The sequence below is a fragment of the Acinetobacter sp. NIPH 284 genome, from assembly GCF_000369425.1.
GTDB lineage: Bacteria > Pseudomonadota > Gammaproteobacteria > Pseudomonadales > Moraxellaceae > Acinetobacter.
This window is the reverse complement of sequence record NZ_KB850011.1, coordinates 228,291-251,534: the sequence shown is the minus strand read 5'-3', so window position 1 is coordinate 251,534 and position 23,244 is coordinate 228,291. Positions and strand designations below refer to the sequence as shown.

Below are 23,244 nucleotides of genomic sequence, written 5' to 3'. Positions count from 1 at the left end.
TTTAGATATTTGTTTAAGATGAGATGTAACTCATTGAAATGTGTCATCATATTCGTCGTCAGAAAACAAGTATTATGCCATTATTTCAATGAGTTATCTTTTTTGTCGTGTACAAAGAAAAAAAGCCCATTGGTATAGGCTTTTTAAATAGTTACTTTAATTATTCATGTATGTATCACTGAATGCTTAACTCATCGTCTTTAGCAATTACGACTGAGGTAAGAATTGGAATACCTAAGATCACAGGAACTACAATAATCCACAAATCTGTGGTTAATTTGCTTGAGAAGAAGAACTGAATAACGATAGCAGCCAAGATAAGTACTGAAAGGAGGACAGCCATAAAGCGAATCGCAAATTTAAGAAGCATTTCTAATCCTATGTGATTGTAATGGTTAATTTGAGTATACGCCTTGTATGACGTTTCATGCATTGATTTTTCACTATAAAAGCTGTATTTCAAATGAATTTTTAAATAATTGCCTAGTGTAGTGTCTTGCTCTCCCTCTATGAGACAAATAGAACTTTAAGTGGGTACATTCCTCTCGATTACCAATCTGTAGCCTGTTAACTGCTCGCTTATGTTTCTCATCTTTTGTATCAAACCGACTCGTTTAACATACATCTAAAATGTCTATCACTTATATCAGTTTTATCTCCTAAACACTTGTAGGGAAAAGACAGAAAATTTCTATCCTACTGATTGCTATTTGAATATAAAACTTAGATCTTGTTCTCATTTTCTATAAAAAATTAGATAATATCCCTAAGTTTTAAATATTATTAAATACCTTTCATGTTAATTTAATATAGTTAACTTATTATAACTTTTTGAATAAAAAGATTGATCAAATATACACATTTGGATCAATAACCAATCAAAGGGAATAAATGTTAATAAAACCTATTGAATTTTAATTTAAAAAAAACCATTATGTATCAATATTGTTAATTAATGTAATAATGAGTTAGAAGATGCCTCATTCAGCAATAAAATTCAAAAATGAAAAAGATTACTCATTTTTCTCCCAAACTGAGAATATCGGAAAACAATGTGAATTTATAGAACTTCATTTAGAAAAAATGAGTCATAAATCTACACTTTGGATGGATGCTGCGGTCATTGCAACATTTTCTTTTGGTTTCTTTAATAGCTTAAATAATGAGCTTAGAAATAAAATAATCGATTCATTAATGCTCATCAAAGCGAATCAACTCGAACCAATTCTCTTCCAAAGTTCAAACATAATTGATGATAAAGGATTCTCACTTCATCACACCTTGATGTATGAATTAAACAATTTAAACGCTATAAAATTTTTATTTAATAAAGACTGGAATATTCATGAATTTAATAACGCATGCCAAATAATCATGAGAGAATTAACGGCATTTGAAATGAATCTAAGTAATCAAATTTCAAATTTACTAAACAATAATTTAATTTGTAATTTACTTATTTGTTCAGTAGATGTTAACTTCGATACCATTTACACCTTTCGTTAATATCAACCATTTGGATTGCTAATGATCGGCGAATTCAAACATGAGGTGCGACAGTTTCATAGCAATTTCATTTACCATATTATTTGTTAAGAAAAAATCAATAACAAATATTATTTGAGATAAACTATTTTCGAAATTAAATTGCGAGTTTAATTATCCTTTTTTGAACTAAGCAACATTCGCTCTTTTCATCTCTAAAGCTAATTTTCTGATATGCTACTGAAATAGCTGAATTAGAGTATCATCAGAGGATAAGTGTAATGCTGAGTTGGTTTGAAAAATTAGTTGATCCTTACCCAACGAAAGATTTAAACAAAACATTACCGACTACTTTTTTTGCTTTTGTTTGGCAATCAACGAAAGGGGTCAGACCATTCCTCTTTTTACTTATTGCTTGTACAGCTGCTGCAGCGTGCTTTGAGGCATTATTCTTTTCTTATATTGGTAAACTAGTTGATTGGCTCAGCAAAAGTCAGCCTAATACCTTTTTAGAAACGAATCATGAAAATCTAACTATTCTCATAAGTATTTTATTCGCAAATATTTTCTTCGTAAGTTTGCAATCTATCGTCAAACACCAAGTGTTATTTAGTAATTTTCCAATGCGTATGCGCTGGTTATTCCATAACTTATTGTTGCAACAAACCTTAGATTTTTTCCATACCGACTTCGCTGGCCGCTTATCTGCCAAAGTTATGCAAACTGCATTAGCAGTTCGTGAATTTTGGATGATCCTTGGTGACATGTTGGTTTATGTACTGATTTACTTTATTACGATTAGCTTTGTATTAGGCTCTATTTCACCTGTTTTAATCATCCCCTTGCTTTTATGGCTGATCTTATTTATCGCGATTGCCAGTTATTTCATTCCTCGTCTTGGTAAAGTTTCACAACAACAGGCAGATGCGCGCGCTATTATGACTGGACGCGTTACCGATGCTTATACCAATATTCAAACTGTGAAATTGTTTGCACATGCTGGTCGTGAAAGTCAGTATGCAAAAGAGTCCATGCAAGAATTTATGGTCACTGTTTATAAACAGATGCGCTTAGCTGTGAAATACCAAATCAGCATTCGTTTACTCAGTGCTTTTCTCTTTATTGGCGTGATTGGTAGTTCTGTTTGGTTATGGACCCAAGGTCAAGCTGCTATTGGTGTAATTGCAGCAACCACGGCGATGGTTTTAAAACTCGATAGCCTAGCGGAATTCATCATGTGGCACATCACCATGCTGTTTGAAAATGTTGGTACCATTCAAGATGGTATGAAAACTCTAGGTAAGCCTATCCAGATTCAAGATAAAAAAGATGCAACTGAACTAAAAGTTCAACAGGGTGAAATTCGTTTTGAAGATGTTAGTTTTGCTTATAATCAAAAAAATGTAATTGATCATTTTAATCTTACGATTAAGCCTGGTGAGAAAATAGGTATTGTTGGTCGTTCTGGCGCGGGTAAATCTACCCTTATTCAGCTACTTTTGCATTTTTATGATATTAATCAGGGTCGTATCTTGATTGATGGACAAAACATCCATGATGTTACACAAGATAGTTTACGTGCAAATATTGCACTGGTCACTCAAGATACTTCTCTATTACATCGTACGGTAGCTGAAAATATCAAATATGGTCGCCCTAATGCGACTGAAGCAGAGATTCAGCTTGCTATCAAAAAAGCCAGAGCAGAAGAATTTATTCCACAATTGACTGATCAGAAAGGACGTGTTGGATTTGATGCTTATGTCGGTGAGCGTGGCGTAAAACTTTCTGGCGGCCAACGTCAACGTATTGCTATTTCTAGAGTTTTCTTGAAAGACGCACCTATTCTTATTTTAGACGAAGCAACAAGTGCGCTTGACTCAGAAGTTGAAGCCGCGATTCAAAGCAGTTTAAATGACTTAATGGTTGGCAAAACAGTCATTGCAATTGCACACCGTTTATCTACTATTGCTCAAATGGATCGTCTCATTGTACTTGATCAAGGCAAAATTGCTGAACAAGGTACACATGAGCAGCTTATTGCAAATGATGGCTTGTATGCACAATTATGGAAACGCCAAACAGGTGGTTTTTTAGTTGAGGAGCGAGCAGTGGCTCAGGACACAGAATAATGTTGTATTTAGAAGACTTAAATATTGGAGATCGCTTCATTAGTCGTGACTATGAAATCACGCTTGAAGAAGTGAAACAATTTGCAAGCCAGTATGACCCCCAACCATTTCATTTAGATGAGCAAGCAGCTGAGCAACATCCTATTTTTCAAGGTTTAGCTGCTAGCGGCTGGCATACCTCAGCAATCACAATGCGTTTGTGGACCGAATGTTTTCCCATCGCAGGTGGTTTACTGGGTTCAGAATCTAGTCTTCGTTGGCCTCGCCCTACCCGTGTTGGTGATAAGATTCATGTAGAAATTGAAATTACTGCAATCGTGCCGTCTAAAACCAAAACCGATCGCGGTATCGTCAGTTACGTTACGCAAGCTTTGAACCAACATGGCGATGTGCTATTAATATCAACAACCAAAATTATGGTTTTCAGAAAAAAAACCTGATTTTTGAATGATTAGGTGAATTTTTTGTCCAACAATTTTTATAATTGATAATTTTATTTCGTGTAAAGATGTTTCAGACTTAAATGTTTAAAAGATATTGGCAAAATTGATGAGCGCCACGGAAAACACATGCAAATAACTTCAACTCGCCAAGATCAAGGTATACCAGGCGTCTATGGCTTATTGCTATTAGATGTTGTTTCACGCTGGGGATATAGCGATGAAACCTTATTTGCTCCTTTTCATTTAACCAGTGAGCAATTAGCTGACCCAAATTATCGAATTCCTACGCCTATTGCGAATGAATTAGTTAAACATTCCTTGCGTTTAACAGGTGAAAGTACATTAGGATTTCACCTAGGTACGCAAATGCGAATTTCGATTCATGGTTTTATTGGTTATGCCATTATGACTGCGCATGACATTACCGATGCAATTGCACTTGCAAGCCGTTTCATTCAATTACGCTTACCTTTTTTACAACTTTACTTTTCTACTTTTGGATCTAAAGCAACCTTACAACTACAATGTGATATTGAAGTTGAACCATTACGTACTGAAATTATCTTAGGTTTAACAATTGGTATTATGACCATGGCCAAAGCCTTGACAGGAATTGAAGACTTAAAGAGTGAAGTTGATTTAGATTTCCCTGAGCCTGCGGGCTTTGATAAATATCGTGATAAATTAACCAGTACAGTACGTTTTAATCAGCCGCATTTAATTTCGAGTTTTGATAAAAAATACCTCGGTTTAAAAATGGTCAATGCAGATCCAATTGCCAGCCAGATTGCCATTAACCAATGTGAAACTGAATTATCCGCTTTAGGCGAACGTCGTCGCCTTGCAATGCGTGTACGTGATATTTTAACCAATTCTGAACAGCATTATTTAAGCATCGAGAGTGTTGCTGAGCTTCTGCATGTGTCAGATCGCACTCTCAAACGTCAGCTAGCAGCTGAAGGTACATCCTTCTCTACCTTGGTAGATGAAGTACGCTATCGTCATGCAACATCTTTACTATCTAGAACAGATTATAGTTTAGAACAAATTGCTGATGAATTAGGGTATTCTGATGTAGCAAATTTTAGCCGTGCCTTTAAGCGCTGGAGTGGTCGTAGCCCAAGCAACTGGCGTAAAGACCCTTATTTGTAATATTGCAAAGTGCTTCATTTTAAATACTTTTGTTTTGACCAAAAAACCTGTATAAAACCAGACAAAAATATGGGACAGATTGTTAAGGAGTTGTCATGAACCATCCAGCAGATTTGAAATATGCGCGCACGCATGAATGGGTAAGAATTGAGGGTGACCTGGTTGTTACAGGGATTAGTGACCATGCACAGGATGAGTTGGGCGATTTAGTCTATGTGGAAACACCAGAAGTAGGCAGCCACGTGACTGCAACCGAACAGGCTGGTATTGTTGAATCAGTAAAAACCGCTTCTGATATTCATGCCCCTGTTTCAGGTACTGTCGTTGAAGTCAATACAGCACTTGAAGATGATCCAGATTTTGTTAATGAAGAGCCTTATGGTAAAGGTTGGATTTATAAAATCAAACCAGACAATATGGCTGATGTTGAAAAGCTACTTTCACATAGTGAATATGAATCAGGTTTGTAATTTTAAATAAATTCAAACATTAAAAAGCCCAGTCAAGAACTGGGCTTTTTATTTATGCTTAATTAATTAAGCAACATAATCAACCTGAATACCATCTACTTCTGAAACCAAATTCTCAAAAGAGAAAATTTCATCAAGTTGAGCCTGTGTGAGTAAACCTCGCTCTAGCACAACCTCCTGAATAGTTTTATTCTCTGCAATACATTGCTTACCAATTTCATCGCACAAAGCATGACCTAATAATGGATCGAGCAAAGTAATAATCCCTACACTACGCATGACCGCATCATGGCATGCTTGTTCATGTGCTTTGATTCCACGTACACATTTTTCATCCAAACTTTGAATCGCATGGGTTAATAGCTCAATTGACTCATTGAGGGAAATTGCAATCACAGGCTCCATGACATTTAACTGTAACTGTCCTGCTTCTGCTGCAAATGTAATCGTAAGATCGTTACCAATCACCTTAAATGCAATCTGATTTACAACTTCTGGAATAACTGGATTTACTTTTGCAGGCATAATTGATGAGCCAGCTTGTAATTCAGGTAATTGGATTTCACCCAAACCAGTACGAGGTCCTGAACTTAGCAAACGTAAATCATTGCTAATCTTTGAAAGTTTACATGCAAGACGTTTTAAGGCACTCGATAAAATAATAAAGACGCCACAATCACTGGTTGCTTCAACATAGTCTTCAGCACCAACTAAATTTAAACCTGTAATTTGTTTCAAACACGAAACTACTTTTACAGCATAGCCTTTAGGTGTGTTTACACCAGTACCAATTGCAGTTGCGCCTAAATTGACTTCAAGCAACAACTCGCGTGTACGTTTAATCAGACGAACATCTTCTTTTAATAAAGTTGCAAATGCATGAAATTCTTGCCCAAGTGTCATCGGCACTGCATCTTGGAGTTGGGTACGCCCCATTTTTAAAATATAGCGAAACTCAATGGCCTTTTCCTCAAATGAAGTGATCAACTTATCCATTTGTGTAAACAAGGCATCCAGTGAACAATAGGTAGATAGACGAATTGCTGTTGGATACACATCATTGGTTGACTGCGATTTATTGACATGGTCATTTGGATGGATCACATCATACTGACCCTTTTGATATCCCAATGACTCAAGGGCAATATTGGCAATGACTTCATTCGTGTTCATATTAATCGACGTGCCTGCCCCACCTTGATAGATATCAATCGGGAATGAGTCCTGCCATTTTTCAGTTTCATTGATTAAAGCATCACATCCATGCTGGATAGCAAGGCTTTGTGTTTCCGTGAGTTTTCCAAAACTTAGATTCGCTTGAGCAGATGCTTTCTTCACTTGTGCTAATGCACGAATAAAGTGACTATTTTGTCCAACTTTTTGCGAAGAGATTTTGAAATTTTCAATTGCGCGTAAAGTATGAATTCCGTAATAACAATCCATTGGCACTTCTTTTGCGCCAAGTAAATCATGCTCTATTCTTATGGTTGCTGCTTGAACCGTGTCCACTTTCCATTTCTCTCAGACAATGCACCCTAATGGTGCAAAGAAATAATATGTAAGATTTCAAATAAATTTTCATTAGCAGAATTGCTTAACATTACGAACTTTTTATAATGTAATTTCTCTACATTGTTGCTTTTGTAACAACATGTATTGTCATTTCACTCTGTTTTTCTGTTCAAAAATGCCTGTTATTACTATCAATTTTTTGCCGCTGCAATAATTTGAAACATGTAGCCTATTTTTAAGCCGCAAATATCTTTCTTTTATTTAAAAAAAAGTGAGCTTTTTTAGATTTAGAAATTAAGATTCATACACTTAATTTAAATTACATAAAATATACAAACAATATACAAAAACAAAACAGTATTTTAAAAATCATTCGTGCTTGAATCTGTGGCCTTATCAGTCTTGTTAGAATAGTGAATCATTTTTGTCTATTCAGATGGGATTGCACAGTTATGGATATGTAAGGACAGGCATCCATTATGAATTTTTCGAATCCCACTGTTGTTGTGTTCGTGGTGTATATTATCGCCATGCTTGGTATCGGCTTATACGCCTATTTTTCTACCAAAAACCTTGATGATTATATTCTTGGAGGACGAAGCCTAGGTAGTTTCGTTACCGCTTTATCTGCGGGTGCATCCGATATGAGTGGCTGGTTACTCATGGGTTTACCTGGGGCAATCTATTTGACAGGCTTATCTGAATCATGGATTGCAATTGGCTTAATCATTGGTGCATGGCTCAACTGGTATCTCGTGGCTGGACGTTTACGCGTTCATACTGAGGTTCAGAATAATGCGCTTACGTTACCAGATTATTTCACGGGTCGTTTTGATGATCAGAAAAAGATCTTACGTGTAACTTCCGCACTGATTATTCTCATCTTTTTCGCGATTTATTGTGCTTCTGGCATGGTAGCTGGTGCACGTCTATTTGAAACATTGTTCCACTTACCTTACCAAACCGCTTTATGGCTTGGTGCGTTTGCAACAATTGGCTATGTTTGTATCGGTGGCTTTTTGGCAATCAGTTGGACAGATACGTTCCAAGCTGGTTTGATGATTTTTGCGTTATTGCTTTTACCCATCGTCACATACATGTCTTTGGGTGTAGGTGTCGAAGAATTTACAGCAATTGTTGAGAGTGCTCGCCCACACGCTTATGATTTTGTTTCAAATTTAAGTATCGTTGGTATTCTTTCAGCAGCTGCTTGGGGCTTGGGTTATTTTGGTCAACCTCACATTCTAGTTCGTTTTATGGCTGCCGATTCTGTTAAATCAATCCCTGCTGCTCGTCGTATCGGTATGACATGGATGATTTTATGCTTGGCAGGTGCAGTTGGTTCTGGTTTTGTCGGGATTGCGTATTTCCATCAACACCCTGAATTTGCAGCGGTTGTGACAGCTAACCCTGAAACAGTATTCATGGAACTCACTAAAATTTTATTCAACCCTTGGGTTGTTGGTGTGATCCTTGCTGCAATTTTATCAGCAGTCATGAGTACCTTAAGTTGTCAGTTATTGGTATGTTCAAGCGCATTAACTGAAGATTTATACAAAGGCTTGATCCGTAAAAATGCAACTCAAAAAGAGTTAGTTTGGATTGGTCGAGGAATGGTACTCGCTGTTGCAATGTTGGCGCTTGCTTTAGCTCAAAACCCCGATAGTAAAGTACTTGGCTTAGTTTCTTATGCTTGGGCTGGCTTCGGTGCTGCTTTCGGTCCATTGATTATCATGTCATTGTTCTGGAAACGTATGACGCTAAACGGCGCTTTAGCGGGTATGGTGATCGGTGCAGTTACAGTGATTGTTTGGAAAAATGTATTTGCTAGTACTGGTATTTATGAAATTATTCCTGGTTTCATTTTTGCCTTGATCAGTATTGTTGTGGTGAGCTTACTTGGTAAAGCACCTAACTCAACTGTGACTAGTCGTTTTGAAAAAGCAGATGAAATCTATACGAGAGAAATGAAATAAAATTTCTGAGTAAAATTTAAGGGGGCTTTCGAGCCCCTTTGTTTTATTTAATCTTTTATTAAAATTTGGTTCTTGATTTAATTTTTATTTTAGAGCTGTCTTTCACAACCTGCATCACAGGATAACTACGTGTTTCCTTCACCCCAGGAAGTTGCCATAAAATTTGCCCTGCGATACGACGAAACTCCTCCATCCCTGCACTACGCAATTTGATCAAAAAGTCGAAGCCACCACTTACCATATGACACTCAACAATCTCTGGATATTGTGTCACTGCATCAATAAAATCCTCGAGCACATTTGGTGTGGTTTTATCTAAAAGCACCTCAACAAACACAAGAAAACTCGCATTTAACTTATTCGGATTGAGTTTTGCCTCATATCCCAAGATAAATTCATCCTTCGTCAACTTTTGGACACGAGCCATCACGGCAGTCGGCGAAAGGTTCACTAATTCAGCCAATTTACTGTTGGAAATTCTTCCATCTGTTTGAAGAATATCCAGAATTTTCAGATCGGTACGATCTAATGTATAAATAGGGCCATTCAACTGAATTTTCCTCTAAAAAATAGGCAAATTATAGTGAGTTACTCGGGTTTTATTCTGTAATCATAAATTATCTAAACCTCTCTACTCAATATGTTCTAGAGATTGTTATTGGAATTTAGTATGAATACATTGGATACTCCTGCACAAATGGACACAGCTCACACAAACGGTTATATCACCGAATTTAAAGAAAAAAGTGAGTTTGAGCAACGCATTAATACAGCTTGGCGACGTGCTGAGCATGAAGCGGTTAAACAACTTGCAGAATCAGCAGATATTTCTCCTGATCTTGATCAAAAAATTTATGAATTAGCATTCAGTCTTGCACATAATTTACGTGAACGTAAAAGCTCGGCTGGAAAAGCGGGTATTGTTCAAGGTTTACTCCAAGAGTTCTCACTTTCTTCACAAGAAGGTGTGGCATTGATGTGTTTGGCAGAAGCATTACTTCGTATTCCAGATACAGCAACACGTGATTTACTCATTCGTGACAAAATTAACCAAGGCAATTGGAAAGAGCATTTGGGTCAAAGTAATCTGATGTTCGTAAATGCCGCTGCTTGGGGTTTAATGCTGACTGGCAAGTTAATGGAAACACCTAAACAAACCAGCTTATCCAGTATTTTAACAGGTCTTCTCGCTCGCAGTGGACGTGGCATCATTCGTAAAGCGGTTGATGTCGCGATGCGTATGATGGGTGAGCAATTCGTTACGGGTGAAACCATCGAAGAAGCACTTGAACATGCAAAACCATTTGAACACAAAGGTTTCCGCTATTCATACGATATGCTCGGTGAAGCTGCGCTAACTGATCATGATGCTGAGCGTTATTATAACGATTACACTCAAGCGATTCATGCCATTGGTAAAGCATCAAACGGGCGTGGTGTTTATGAAGGTCCTGGTATCTCGATTAAGCTCTCTGCTTTACACCCACGTTACCAACGTGCGCAAATTGATCGTGTACATCATGAGCTTTACAACAAAGTTTTCGAACTTGCATGCTTAGCAAAACAATATGACATCGGCTTAAACATCGATGCTGAAGAATCTGAACGTTTAGAAATTTCCCTCGAATTGCTTGAGCGTTTATGTTTCGAACCAAAACTTGCGAATTGGAAAGGCATTGGTTTCGTTATTCAGGCGTATCAAAAGCGTTGTTTCTACGTGGTTGATTATATCGTTGATCTTGCAAAACGCAGTAACAAACGCCTGATGATCCGTTTGGTGAAAGGTGCATATTGGGATAGCGAAATCAAGAAAGCGCAAATTGACGGCATGACGGATTACCCTGTGTTTACTCGTAAAGTTCACACTGATTTGTCATATATTGCTTGTGCGAAGAAGCTTCTTGCTGCACCAGATCAAGTCTATCCGCAATTTGCAACGCACAATGCACAATCACTTGCAACGATTTATACACTTGCAGACCCAAGCAAATATTATCCAGGTCAATACGAATTCCAATGCCTACACGGTATGGGCGAACCTTTGTATGAGCAAGTTGTAGGTTCAAAAGCAGACAATAAACTTGGTGTACCATGCCGCGTCTATGCGCCAGTGGGTAACCATGAAACTTTATTGGCTTACTTAGTCCGTCGTTTACTTGAAAATGGTGCAAATACCTCATTCGTAAACCGTATTGCAGACAAGACATTAAAAGTTGAAGACTTAATTCAGTCTCCAATTAAAGATATTCAAACTGCTGCGAGAGATGAAGGTCAGATTGGCTTAAAACATCCTGCGATTCCACTTCCGTATAATCTTTACCCATTACGCCCGAACTCAAGTGGTTTTGATTTAAATAACGACACACCACTCGCAGCTCTGGATGCAACTGCGCAAAAGCAGCGTCACCAAATTTGGAAAAGTGCGCCTTTACTTGGTTTTGAATCAACAGTTCACGATCAAAGTAATGCGATTGCAATTACAAACCCTGCACAAAATAGTGAAATTGTCGGTCATGTGAATGAAGCGACTAGTGCGGATGTACAACTGGCATTAGAAGCAGCTGTACAAGCTGAACAAAGCTGGGCTGCAACAGATAAAGTTGAACGTGCAGCTTGCTTAAAACGCGCTGCAGATTTGATGGAAGCTCGCATCCAAGAATTGATGGTATTACTTTGCCGTGAAAGTGGTAAAACTTATGCTAATGCCATTGCAGAAGTTCGTGAAGCCGTTGATTTCTTGCGTTACTACGCAACACAAATCGAAAACTTGCCTGCAAATGCACAAGTAAAGCCATTAGGTACAGTCTTGTGTATTAGCCCATGGAACTTCCCTCTTGCGATTTTCTCTGGTCAAATTGCTGCTGCATTGGTCAGTGGTAACTGTGTGATTGCCAAACCAGCAGAACAAACACCACTCATTGCAGCGCAAGCCGTTCAAATGCTTTGGGAAGCTGGTGTGCCACACGGCGTTGTTCAACTTCTGCCGGGTCGTGGTGAAACTGTTGGTGCTCAACTTAGCCAAGATGATCGCATTCAAGGCATTATGTTTACGGGTTCGACTGAAGTTGCAAAAATCTTGCAAAAAACTGTGGCAAAACGTTTATCTCCAAATGGTCAAGCGATTCCGCTCATCGCGGAAACAGGTGGTCAAAATGCGATGATCGTAGATTCTTCTGCACTCACTGAACAAGTCGTTCTCGATGTTGTAAGCTCTGCATTTGACAGTGCTGGTCAACGTTGTTCTGCTCTTCGTATCTTATGTGTACAAGAAGACAGTGCTGCAACTGTGATTAAAATGTTGAAAGGTGCAATGCAGCAGTTGATCGTAGGTAATCCTGCGATCTTAAAAACTGATATTGGACCAGTAATTGATACTGAAGCAAAACAAACCATTGATAATCACATTCAAAAGATGAAATCAAAGGGCTACCCTGTTCATCAATTGATGTTTAACGATGCTGTAAGCCAACAGACACTTGCACAAGGTACATTTGTTCCGCCAACAGCGATTGAATTACCAAATCTTGATGATTTAGAGCGTGAAGTATTTGGTCCAGTATTGCATATCATCACATATAAGTACGGTGAACTTGAGCAATTGATCGATCGCATCAATGCAAAAGGCTACGGCTTAACGATGGGTTTACACACCCGTATTGATGAAACGATTAACACAGTGATCCAACGTGCTGAAGTGGGTAACTTATATATCAACCGAAACATCGTTGGTGCTGTGGTAGGCGTTCAACCATTTGGTGGTGAAGGCTTATCTGGTACTGGTCCTAAAGCGGGTGGTCCACTATATATGTACCGCTTAATGGAACATTGTTCAGAGAAAGTTTTAGCAACACCTTTTGCGGTAAAAGCTGAAATCTCTCAGTTTGATGCTGTATCAAATGTTGCTTACCAAAACTTGTTGACTTGGGCTAAACAAAACATGCCTCACGCAATTCCGACAATCCCAGCATTTGGTGTTGGTAAATTCTACGAGTTGCAAGGCCCTACTGGTGAAAGCAATCAATACATTATCTTACCTCGTCATCGTGTGCTTTCTATCGCAAATGATGAAGCGAGCCAGTTACAACAGTTACTTGCAATTTTCTCCGTCAGTAGTACTGCTGCTGTGTTGAAAGACAATGCATTCTTAGTAAAACACAAAGCGTCTTTACCAAAAGATGTCTTAGATGCAATCACTGTGATTTCAAGTGTTGAAAAAGATGCGTTTGATGCAGTGCTTCATCATGGTTCTATTGAACAGTTACAAGATTTGCAAACTAAAATTGCGAACCGTTCTGGAGCAATCGTGGGCATTACTCATCTAAAGAAAGATGAGCAGATTCCTTTGGAACGTCTAGTCATTGAACGCGCTATTAGCGTAAATACTGCTGCTGCCGGTGGTAATGCGAGTTTAATGACTTTATCTGAAGACTAATTTAAGTCTCTTGCGGAACTTCAGTCGTTCCTCATCCCAGCCCGAATCATGTTTACATGGTTCGGGTTTTTATTTTTTAGCTTTATGGATTTCAGCAAAAAGTTCCCTACGATCATTTAAATAAAACTAATTCGTTTAAATCAGGGATAATCATAATTTCCCTGCACCTTTAACTGCTTTTTTGATACCATTCGGCTTTAGATTTCAGCTGTAGCTTTCTTTTTATGACCGTATCTTATCAACAGCAACTTCAAGAGAAAGTTGAACGCATTACCGCACAATTCGCTCCGTTCAATCCCCCAACTTTAGAAGTGTTTCAATCACCTGAACAACACTTTCGTATGCGTGCAGAATTTCGTATCTGGCATACCGAAGATGACTTGTTCTATGCCATGTTTGAACGTGCTGAAGATGGTAAACAAAAAGAAGTGATACGAGTTGATGAGTTTCCAATTGCAGATCAAAGCATCAATGATTTAATGCCTCGTTTATTAGAAGAATTAAAAGCAATTCCTATTTTATCGCAACGTATTTTTGAAGCTGATTTCCTCGCCACATTGAGCGGAGAAATGTTAGTGACTTTAATTTATCATCGCCGTTTAGATGCAGATTGGGAAATCGCTGCGAAAGCTTTAGCAGAAAAGCTGAATATTAAAATTATGGGGCGTAGCCGTGGCCAAAAAGTGATTATTGGTGACGACTACGTGGTTGAACAACTCAATGTTCATGGTCGTACTTTTAAATACAAACAAATTGAAAGTAGCTTTACACAACCCAATGCACAAGTATGTCAACATATGTTGGAGTGGGCTTGTGATGCTGCTGAAAGCTCTGAGAAAGACCTATTAGAATTGTACTGTGGTAATGGTAACTTTACTCTACCACTCTCTTTGAAATTTAAACGTGTCCTTGCAACTGAACTTGCTAAATCTTCAGTCTACGCAGCGCAATGGAACATTGAGCAAAATCAGATTGAGAATATTCAGGTGGCGCGTTTATCTGCCGAAGAATTTACTCAGGCGTATCAAGGTGAACGTGAATTTAGACGTTTGAAGGAAGCTCAGATCGACATTCAGAGCTACGACTTTGACACGGTATTTGTCGATCCACCGCGTGCAGGCATTGATGATGAAACACTGAAATTACTACAGGGTTTTGAGCGTATTCTTTATATTTCATGCAACCCAGATACCTTACACGATAATTTAAAAACACTCAGTCAAACACATCGTATTATAAAATTTGCGATGTTCGATCAATTCCCTTTTACCCATCATGTGGAATCTGGTGTATTGCTCGAAAAGATTTAAACAAATTATTGCAAAGTAACCATTAAAAATAGAGAGTTCTCATAACTCTCTATTTTTATTTAATTTTTTTACTAGAAAAAATGATGTTTTTCAAAGATCAAGTCATTCAACTGTCATAATTTCGTTAGAAACAAAAAGAATTATCGAAAAAATTGAAGATCAACTGCTGCTTTTATCATTTAAGCTGACTTGTATTTTATTTTAAAGTGACTATATTTCGATCTATGTTAGGTTGTATATGAAGGCTCTATGAGTTTTTGGCAAAAATTGTTTAATGCAGATCAGCAATATAATGAACACAAGAACCAAACCTCTTGCGTTGAAAATGATTGTTCTTGCAAATCAAATGAACAACTACTGGATGCTTTAGTCAAAGCGACAGATGAAGATGTGATTAAAGGTATCAAGAAAGTTCTCATTTCCCGAGGCTATAGCCGCAAAGAGCTTCTTGCTCTTATCAAAACGCCAATTCAATAAAAATAAACGCTTCTCATCTTCTAATGCTTAGAAGATGAGAAGTTGATTAATTACAATTCTCTTGAGCAATTTCAGCAACGATTGGACCTAAATTAAAAGTCTTGTCCTGACGTTTAGTTTTGGATAAATATAAACTTGAAATTGAACCATCCAGATACAACGCATTATCAATTTTTAAATTTTGCTTGAAAAATTGTGCGAACTGATAAAAATTGACCCGTTTTTGTGAAATCACAAAGTACAACTGATTATTTCTAACACCGACTCCATTTCTTATTTTTAGAGAATTTGAATCTGCTAAAAATTGGCTATTTACTTGGCCTTTATAAACCAACATTGGTCCAGACTGCGTAGCAAACCGTGGCTTAAATCTCATGGATTTATAATCTGTAGTTGTTTTAATTACAGCATATTTATCATTCCATGCAAGCACGCCATTTGGTTGCATAAAAAAATTACCAAATCCTTGCGCTTCATTAAGTTCAACAATTTCTTTACCCTCCTCAACATATAAACCGACAGGTTGAAAATCAGGGTGATACATACCTGCGTTCATAGCAAAACTTAACTGTTCACATGTTGGAAGCATTTTTTGGATATGAGCAAATTTTTGATAATAACGAGCATTCTTTGGATCTTTTAGGAAAAGTCTGAGTTGCTGTAAATGGCCTACTTTAATTACATCGTATGAAATATTGTCTACTTTAATTATTTGATGTTGCATCGCATAAACATGAGACATACAAATACTGACCAATGAGGCTATAAACCATTTTTTTAGCATAATTTAATATTGTTCAAATCGACTAACCTCATTGTCCCACAATGTATTTCAACATAAAAAGAATAGATACAATCTCCACACATAATCGTATAAATGAGTCTTTAAATGCACTCGATAGATTCATATTTTTTGATTAAAATACATCTGTAAATACAATAATCTTGTATGAGTATGCAGCAAACACAACGACATTTCCCTCTCGGTGCGCACCTAATTGTTAAACACTTTGGCTATAGTCATCATGGTATTTATGCAGGTCGTGGACGAGTTATTCATTATTCAGGTTTTGCCCATATTTTTAAAAAACGTCCGATTGAAACAACCTCACTGCAACGTTTTGCACATGGCAAAACAATCCATATCAAGAATTACCTATCCCCTCGCTACAAGGCCAAAGCTGTAGTAAGACGTATGCGTTCACGTATGCATGAAAACCAGTATCATTTGATTATCAATAACTGCGAACATTTATGTACATGGGCAATTACAGGTGTTGAGTCCAGCACGCAGGTTGAGCGTATGCAACGCCGTCTTGCGACCATTGGTTATATTAGTTCGATCATGAGTTATATGAATAGCATCATGTTAACGATTGCGACGGCTTGTTTTGCAATTGTTTTATACATCAAAATGATGCTACGCAGACAAGCGAAGAAATCTATGCCTGAATATTTATTGCCAGAAGAAAAACAGGCGAAAGATTAAAACGCGTAGGCTTTATAAGATTAATGATTTATCGTTTATGGCAGATTTGGCTTTAAAGCGGATCCAAGACTGGTTTTAGAAAATGTACCTGCTGAATATTTTCAGGTGCTTGCTTTCTACGAAACCATCCCAACAGGTAGCATTGTTTATGCCGAAGCTTTTAACGCAACAGCATAATATTGAATCAATACACCAAATTTACACGCAAAATTAAAAAAAGCTCAGGGATTAGTTCCATGAGCTTTTTTATCAATCTAACGATTTGTTTGATATTACTTTGCAGCAGTTGCTTCAGTCGTAATATTCACAGTGATCTTATCTCCAACATTCGGCACATAGTTTCCGATGCCAAATGCAGAGCGGTTAAAACTTGTTGTTGCATTGAAGCCAATCGCAGGTACTTTCGCCATTGGATGCTCGCCTTGTTTATTCAGCACAGCATCCAATACCACCGGCTTAGTCACACCTTTAACGGTTAAATTACCTGTAATTTTGAAGTGTTTCTTGTCTTTGGTTTCTACTTTAGTACTTTTAAAAGTAATGTTTGGATATTTCGCAGCATTAAACCAAGCTTCTTCTTGGAATTCTTTATCCAAAGCAACAACATTGGTATTTACGCTGCTTAAAGGGATCGTCACTTCTACAGATGAATTTGAAGGTTTTGCATTATCAACTTTAATTGTACCTTGAATATCAGTGAAGTTTGCACTCGGCGTAGAGAAACCAAAGTGATTCCAGCTAAATACTGTTGCTGTATGTGTTGGATCGATTTTATAGTCTACTGGCGCAGCTAATGTTACAGAACTTGCGATAGCAGCAGCTAAACCGAGGCTTAATGTTTTAAATTGCATTTTTCGTATCCTTGTTTGATATAAGCAATAGTTTATAGATCAAGTATTTTTATTCACTATTCTTTATAAAACGATATGTTTCATCCGTGCAACAATAAAAACGTTACAGCACATATCAAACACAATTATCATAAGACCATTAGGTAGTGGACAATTGATCTGAGGAATAACATGATAGATTGATAAATTTAGATTTAAATTCTTAAAGATAAACAACAAGGTAGAATATGACTCATACAGTTCAAGCTCTAAATACCCCAACCCCTTATCGTGTTACGCTTACGGATTCTTCGGGTCATACTTGGTATGCAGATGAACCAACAGATAAAGGTGGTCAAGATACAGCACCAAATCCAATTCAACTGCTACTTTCAGCTTTAGGTGCGTGCACAACCATTACACTGGAAATGTATGCAAACCATAAAGGAATTAAACTTGATCATGTTCAGGTTGATTTGGCTTTAAATCCCAATGGTGAACCTGAATCAGGTCAAAATAATATTGAGCGTAAAATTACGCTAAAAGGTGAATTTACCGAAGATCAGCACAAACGATTACTCAAAGTAGCTGAAAGCTGTCCTGTGCATAAATTATTAACGTCGAATATTTCAATTCAGAGTGAATTAAATATCGGATGAGAGACCTATTACACTAAATTTCAATTACATCCGTGTACCATTCCAATGAGCCACTCATAGAGATATCTATTGCTAGATCGACAATATTTGTGAACTCATTTGGAATAAATGAATATAAATTTTCCCCATCAAAATGAATCCAAAATTCAGGTGGTGGAGTATCACAACCATCGATAAAGCCACCTGTTTCTTTTTCACCCAAACAGTCAAACATTGATGAATGTACATCAAATACTAAGATTTTACCCTTTAACTTTATTAAACTTGATGTGCACTCATATTTGGTCCGAGCTTGAATGGCCTCTTCAAAATAAGTTTGCATATGATAACTATAACCATCTAAGTTTAGGTCACTCTTGTTATTTATTGAACATTCTCGTAATGCACAATATAAAAAATTATATTTTGCGCACTGCCAAAGCATTTCTTTTTTATTTAGATTTTCCAAATACCAATATTTAATATCATTTAATATTCCATCAAAAGAATAAAGTTCAAATTCTTTTCCCATCACAACACCTCAACCTTATGAATACAAAAAAGCGCTCTATTCAGAGCGCTTTTTCTACCACTAAATTCGATTAAGCCGTCAATTCTTTAACCGCAGCAACAACTGCTTCAGTAGTGATACCGAAGAATTGGAACAAGTCTTTGGCTGGTGCAGATTCGCCGTAAGTGGTCATACCAATCACTTTGCCGTCTAAACCAACAAACTTCCACCAGTAATCCACATGAGCCGCTTCAACCGCTACACGAGCACGAATATGTGCAGGTAATACAGCTTCACGGTAAGCAGCATCTTGCTTCATAAACTCTTCAGCACATGGCATAGACACTACACGCACACCCTCAAGCTGTGCATATGCTTCCATCGCCAATGAAACTTCTGAACCTGTAGCAATAATGATAGCTTTCAACTCACCTTTTTCTTCTGCAAGTACATAACCACCTTTTGCAGCATTTTGAATTTGAGCTTCATTACGTGCTTGGAATGGCAAGTTTTGACGAGAGAAAATTAATGCGGTTGGACCATCTTTACGTTGTAGCGCAGATTTCCAAGAAATAGCCGCTTCAACCGTATCACATGGACGCCATGTATTTAAATTAGGCGTACCACGTAAGGATGCAATTTGCTCAATTGGCTGATGTGTTGGACCATCTTCACCTAAACCGATTGAATCATGTGTATATACATGAATCACGCGTTGCTTCATTAATGCAGACATACGTACCGCATTACGCGCATATTCCATAAACATTAAGAATGTTGCAACGTAAGGAACAAAACCACCGTGTAAAGCTACACCGTTTGCAATTGCGGTCATACCGAATTCACGAACGCCGTAATAAACGTAGTTACCCGCAGGATTGTCTTGTACGCCTTGGCAACCTTTCCAAAGTGTTAAGTTAGAACCAGCCAAGTCAGCCGAACCACCTAATAATTCAGGCAGTAATGGACCAAACGCTTGTAACGTATTTTGGCTTGCTTTACGAGTTGCAATTGTTTCAGCTTTTGCATTTGTTTCAGCAATGAATGCATCAGCTTTTGCTGCAAATTCAGCAGGTAAATCACCGTTGATGCGACGTAACAATTCAGCTGCTTCAGTTGGATATTTTGCTTGGTATTGAGCAAACAATTCATTCCAAGCGGCTTCAGAAGTTTGACCCTTAGCTTTTGCGTCCCAAGCTGCATATACATCTTCAGGAATAACAAATGCGTCTTCTTTCCAACCTAATGCTTCACGTGTTAAAGCAATTTCGTCTTTACCCAATGGCGCACCGTGGCAATCTTCTTTGCCTTGTTTATTCGGAGAACCTAAACCAATAATCGTTTTACAGATAATAATTGTTGGCTTATTGCTTTCAGCTTTCGCTTCAACAGTTGCTTGACGAATCGCATCAGCATCATGACCATCTACGCGAAGCACTTGCCAACCATAGGCTTTGAAACGTTGTTCAGTATCATCACTGAACCAGCCTTCTACTTCACCATCAATCGAAATCCCGTTGTCATCGTAGTAAGCAATCAACTTACCTAGACCCAAAGTACCTGCAAGTGAACATACTTCGTGCGAAATACCTTCCATCAAGCAGCCATCACCCAAGAAGCAGTAAGTGAAGTGATCAACAACGTTTAAACCATCTTTGTTAAATTGTGCAGCTAAAGTTTTTTCAGCTAAAGCGAAACCAACTGCGTTAGCAATGCCCTGACCTAATGGACCAGTTGTTGTTTCGATACCAGGTGCGTAGCCATATTCTGGGTGACCTGGTGTTTTAGAATGTAATTGACGGAATTGTTTTAAATCTTCAATAGATAACTCATAACCTGTCAAATGCAATAATGCATATTGCAACATTGAGCCGTGACCATTTGACAATACAAAACGGTCGCGGTTCGCCCACTGTGGGTTACTTGGGTTATGATTTAAAAATTCGCGCCAAACTACGTCAGCGATATCTGCCATCCCCATTGGAGCACCAGGATGCCCTGAGTTTGCTTGTTGCACAGCATCCATAGCCAAGACACGAATTGCATTTGCAATACGACGTTCATTTAAAGGGGTTGTCATAAGTCAGAATCCGATTAAATCAAATAAGATGAGAGAAGATGAGAAATCATCTTTCAAAAACTGCGACTATTGTCTTAAAAAAACAAGATGGGGTAAAGTGCAATACACGATATTTCTTATATTTTGATCATTCAAATACAATTCTTTATGTAAATGTTCACCGTGTAAACAACATGTAAAATACAATCATTCAAATATGAAAATTTACAATTCAGAAAAACTTTATTAATTAAAGCATTAATATTAGTTTTACTTATACACATATCAATAAAAACATGATGAAAATGAAATAATTTCATGCTTTTTAGTCAGCTTGTGCTAGTCCTATACGCCAAGTCGATGTAACATACTCTGTCTTTTTGAAAATAACCATGATAGGACGTTCATGCGCGAGTATGCTGTTTTTACTTCAGAATCTGTAAGCGAAGGTCATCCAGACAAAATGGCTGACCAAATTAGTGATGCTATTTTAGATGCAATCCTAAAAGAAGACCCGTATGCGCGTGTCGCTTGTGAAACATTAGTAAAAACAGGCGCTGTTGTTCTTGCTGGTGAAATTACGACTACAGCAAACGTGGACTTTGAAGCGATTGTACGTCAAACAGTTAACGGAATCGGTTACCATCATTCTGATTTAGGTTTTGATGGCTCTACATGCGCTGTCATCAATATGATTGGTAAGCAGTCTCCTGAGATTGCACAAGGTGTTGACCGCCAGAAACCTGAAGATCAAGGTGCTGGTGACCAAGGCTTAATGTTCGGTTATGCAAGTCGTGAAACTGACGTACTCATGCCTGCCCCAATTTCTTATGCGCATCGTTTAATGGAGCGTCAAGCAGAATTACGCCGTTCAGGTGCTTTACCTTGGTTGCGCCCTGATGCAAAAAGCCAAGTAACATTTGCTTATGAAAATGGTCTGCCAGTTCGTCTAGATGCTGTGGTACTTTCAACTCAGCACGATCCTGAAATTAGTCAAGCTAACTTAAAAGAAGCTGTGATTGAAGAAATCGTAAAACCGATTATTCCTGCTGAAATGTTCCATGCGGGTACAAAATTCCATATCAATCCAACAGGTATGTTTGTGATTGGTGGTCCTGTAGGTGACTGTGGTCTAACTGGTCGTAAGATTATTGTAGATACTTATGGCGGTATGGCACGTCATGGTGGCGGTGCTTTCTCTGGTAAAGATCCATCAAAAGTTGACCGTTCTGCGGCCTATGCAGGTCGTTATGTTGCAAAAAATATTGTTGCAGCCGGTTTAGCGGATAAATGTGAAATCCAAGTCAGTTATGCAATTGGTGTTGCTGAACCGACTTCGATTTCAATCAATACTTTCAATACAGGTAAAGTATCAGATGAATTAATTATTCAATTGGTTCGTGAACACTTTGATTTACGTCCATACGGCATCACTCGTATGTTGAACCTAATTCAGCCAATGTATAAGCAGACAGCTGCTTATGGTCACTTTGGTCGTGAAGGTTCAGATTCTGCATTTACTTGGGAAAAGACAGATAAAGTCGAAGTTCTTAAAGATGCTGCTGGACTATAAGTTTATCGCTCATAAAAAAGTTCGCAAATTGCGAACTTTTTTATTTGTTATCATTTATTAGATTCAGCAGTATCTTGTTTAAACATTTCAAATAAAGAACTTGTCTGAGTTGGTTGATCTTCCTCATGATGTAATGAATATACATGTACCATCTTAATTACAAGTACAACTACAAAACACGCAGCCACACAGAACATCCATAAACCATAAGGACTTCTAATATGCTGAGAACCACAATAAGGGCATTCCTTATCTGTTGAAGCGACCACCTTGTCACAACATGCGCAATGATATTGATATAACATCATTCCTCCATCCACTTACTATTTACAACAATTTCTTTCGTCTCACTTTTATCCTATGAGAAAAAAAATCAGAATTCAATCTAGTTTAAAAGGCAATTCATTCAAATTAACAATTCTCTTCGATACATTGTAAAGAAGATATACAAAGCTAGATTCAACTAACGCTCAGTATTATTTTGATCTTTCATATAATTTGTTAAAATATATCTTTCAAATCATAGATGACATTACTATGACTCAATTGATCAATAAAGGTGGATTTCGTGAACGAGCTAATCGAAGTCGTTCATATAAACAATCTGAAAATGAAATAACAAATCTCCTTCCTACCCAGTATCAACCTCAGAGCAAAGAACAACAAACACCAGACAAAACAGAATCTAAACAAGAGCAAAGTGTAAAAAATAAAGCATAAAAAAGCACATCAACTAGGATGTGCTTTTTAAGCAT

At 37.6% G+C, this 23,244-nt stretch carries 21 protein-coding genes and 1 pseudogene; 14 read left to right on the top strand and 8 right to left on the bottom strand.

Features of this window, described 5'->3' with window-relative positions; genetic code table 11:
- Positions 1-175: 175 nt before the first annotated feature.
- The gene (locus tag F908_RS07155; protein ID WP_004662441.1) at positions 176-370 is read right to left on the bottom strand and encodes a hypothetical protein; all 195 of its coding nucleotides are present in this window, start codon (positions 368-370) and stop codon (positions 176-178) included.
- A gap of 605 nt (positions 371-975) precedes the next feature.
- Between F908_RS07155 and F908_RS07150 the strand changes: the two genes are divergently transcribed.
- From F908_RS07150 to gcvH, 5 genes are all read left to right on the top strand, one after another.
- Positions 976-1,506, top strand: coding sequence for a hypothetical protein (locus tag F908_RS07150; RefSeq protein ID WP_005159750.1), 531 nt, complete (start codon positions 976-978; stop codon positions 1,504-1,506).
- A gap of 260 nt (positions 1,507-1,766) precedes the next feature.
- Positions 1,767-3,617: an ABC transporter ATP-binding protein gene (locus F908_RS07145; protein ID WP_005159749.1), complete on the top strand. Its 1,851-nt coding sequence runs from the start codon at positions 1,767-1,769 to the stop codon at positions 3,615-3,617.
- The gene (locus F908_RS07140; protein ID WP_005159747.1) at positions 3,617-4,057 is read left to right on the top strand and encodes a MaoC family dehydratase; all 441 of its coding nucleotides are present in this window, start codon (positions 3,617-3,619) and stop codon (positions 4,055-4,057) included. The genes F908_RS07145 and F908_RS07140 overlap by 1 nt, the downstream gene beginning before the upstream one ends.
- A 129-nt stretch (positions 4,058-4,186) precedes the next feature.
- Complete coding sequence (locus tag F908_RS07135; protein WP_005159745.1) at positions 4,187-5,212, top strand: AraC family transcriptional regulator; 1,026 nt, start codon at positions 4,187-4,189, stop codon at positions 5,210-5,212.
- 95 nt (positions 5,213-5,307) lie between these two features.
- The gene (gene gcvH, locus F908_RS07130) at positions 5,308-5,682 is read left to right on the top strand and encodes a glycine cleavage system protein GcvH (protein WP_005159743.1); all 375 of its coding nucleotides are present in this window, start codon (positions 5,308-5,310) and stop codon (positions 5,680-5,682) included.
- A 66-nt stretch (positions 5,683-5,748) separates the two neighbouring features.
- Here gcvH and aspA read toward each other — a convergent pair whose 3' ends face one another.
- Positions 5,749-7,191 (bottom strand): aspartate ammonia-lyase, encoded by a 1,443-nt coding sequence (aspA, locus tag F908_RS07125; protein ID WP_005159738.1) that lies wholly within the window; start codon positions 7,189-7,191, stop codon positions 5,749-5,751.
- Positions 7,192-7,673: 482 nt separating this feature from the next.
- Here aspA and putP point away from each other — a divergent pair, with 482 nt between their 5' ends.
- Positions 7,674-9,170 (top strand): sodium/proline symporter PutP, encoded by a 1,497-nt coding sequence (gene putP / locus F908_RS07120; RefSeq protein ID WP_005159735.1) that lies wholly within the window; start codon positions 7,674-7,676, stop codon positions 9,168-9,170.
- Positions 9,171-9,228: 58 nt separating this feature from the next.
- Here putP and F908_RS07115 read toward each other — a convergent pair whose 3' ends face one another.
- A complete protein-coding gene (locus F908_RS07115; protein ID WP_004662457.1) occupies positions 9,229-9,720 on the bottom strand; it encodes an Lrp/AsnC ligand binding domain-containing protein in 492 nt (163 codons plus the stop codon).
- 120 nt (positions 9,721-9,840) lie between these two features.
- Here F908_RS07115 and putA point away from each other — a divergent pair, with 120 nt between their 5' ends.
- From putA to F908_RS07100, 3 genes are all read left to right on the top strand, one after another.
- The gene (putA, locus tag F908_RS07110; RefSeq protein WP_005159730.1) at positions 9,841-13,602 is read left to right on the top strand and encodes a trifunctional transcriptional regulator/proline dehydrogenase/L-glutamate gamma-semialdehyde dehydrogenase; all 3,762 of its coding nucleotides are present in this window, start codon (positions 9,841-9,843) and stop codon (positions 13,600-13,602) included.
- A gap of 224 nt (positions 13,603-13,826) precedes the next feature.
- Positions 13,827-14,912 carry a tRNA (uridine(54)-C5)-methyltransferase TrmA gene (gene trmA, locus F908_RS07105; protein WP_005159727.1) on the top strand — a complete coding sequence of 362 codons (1,086 nt, stop codon included), beginning with the start codon at positions 13,827-13,829 and terminating at the stop codon, positions 14,910-14,912.
- 249 nt (positions 14,913-15,161) lie between these two features.
- A complete protein-coding gene (locus F908_RS07100; protein WP_004661846.1) occupies positions 15,162-15,389 on the top strand; it encodes a hypothetical protein in 228 nt (75 codons plus the stop codon).
- A 46-nt stretch (positions 15,390-15,435) separates the two neighbouring features.
- Here the strand turns inward: F908_RS07100 and F908_RS07095 are convergent, their stop codons facing one another.
- On the bottom strand, positions 15,436-16,173 hold the full coding sequence (locus F908_RS07095) for a phosphodiester glycosidase family protein (RefSeq protein WP_005159726.1): 738 nt from the start codon (positions 16,171-16,173) through the stop codon (positions 15,436-15,438).
- Positions 16,174-16,344: 171 nt separating this feature from the next.
- Here F908_RS07095 and F908_RS07090 point away from each other — a divergent pair, with 171 nt between their 5' ends.
- Both F908_RS07090 and F908_RS16450 read left to right on the top strand, forming a co-directional pair.
- On the top strand, positions 16,345-16,878 hold the full coding sequence (locus F908_RS07090; RefSeq protein ID WP_034602684.1) for a lecithin retinol acyltransferase family protein: 534 nt from the start codon (positions 16,345-16,347) through the stop codon (positions 16,876-16,878).
- A gap of 36 nt (positions 16,879-16,914) precedes the next feature.
- Positions 16,915-17,055 (top strand): annotated as a pseudogene (locus tag F908_RS16450) (GNAT family N-acetyltransferase); the annotation flags it as partial.
- Between the two features lie 95 nt (positions 17,056-17,150).
- On the opposite strand, the gene F908_RS07085 reads toward F908_RS16450, so the two are convergent.
- The gene (locus F908_RS07085) at positions 17,151-17,729 is read right to left on the bottom strand and encodes a YceI family protein (RefSeq protein ID WP_005159723.1); all 579 of its coding nucleotides are present in this window, start codon (positions 17,727-17,729) and stop codon (positions 17,151-17,153) included.
- A 227-nt stretch (positions 17,730-17,956) separates the two neighbouring features.
- On the opposite strand from F908_RS07085, the gene F908_RS07080 reads away from it, so the two are divergent.
- Entirely contained in the window at positions 17,957-18,367 is a 411-nt protein-coding gene (locus F908_RS07080) for an OsmC family protein (RefSeq protein ID WP_005159721.1), read from the top strand.
- 13 nt (positions 18,368-18,380) lie between these two features.
- On the opposite strand, the gene F908_RS07075 is transcribed toward F908_RS07080, so the two are convergent.
- Both F908_RS07075 and tkt read right to left on the bottom strand, forming a co-directional pair.
- The gene (locus F908_RS07075; RefSeq protein ID WP_005159710.1) at positions 18,381-18,878 is read right to left on the bottom strand and encodes a hypothetical protein; all 498 of its coding nucleotides are present in this window, start codon (positions 18,876-18,878) and stop codon (positions 18,381-18,383) included.
- 70 nt (positions 18,879-18,948) lie between these two features.
- Positions 18,949-20,937, bottom strand: coding sequence for a transketolase (tkt, locus tag F908_RS07070; RefSeq protein ID WP_005159704.1), 1,989 nt, complete (start codon positions 20,935-20,937; stop codon positions 18,949-18,951).
- Between the two features lie 385 nt (positions 20,938-21,322).
- Here tkt and metK point away from each other — a divergent pair, with 385 nt between their 5' ends.
- Positions 21,323-22,489 (top strand): methionine adenosyltransferase, encoded by a 1,167-nt coding sequence (metK, locus tag F908_RS07065; RefSeq protein ID WP_005159701.1) that lies wholly within the window; start codon positions 21,323-21,325, stop codon positions 22,487-22,489.
- Positions 22,490-22,539: 50 nt separating this feature from the next.
- On the opposite strand, the gene F908_RS07060 is transcribed toward metK, so the two are convergent.
- Positions 22,540-22,797: a hypothetical protein gene (locus tag F908_RS07060; RefSeq protein ID WP_034602683.1), complete on the bottom strand. Its 258-nt coding sequence runs from the start codon at positions 22,795-22,797 to the stop codon at positions 22,540-22,542.
- Between the two features lie 229 nt (positions 22,798-23,026).
- On the opposite strand from F908_RS07060, the gene F908_RS07055 reads away from it, so the two are divergent.
- Entirely contained in the window at positions 23,027-23,209 is a 183-nt protein-coding gene (locus tag F908_RS07055) for a hypothetical protein (RefSeq protein ID WP_005159698.1), read from the top strand.
- The last annotated feature ends 35 nt before the right edge of the window (positions 23,210-23,244 follow it).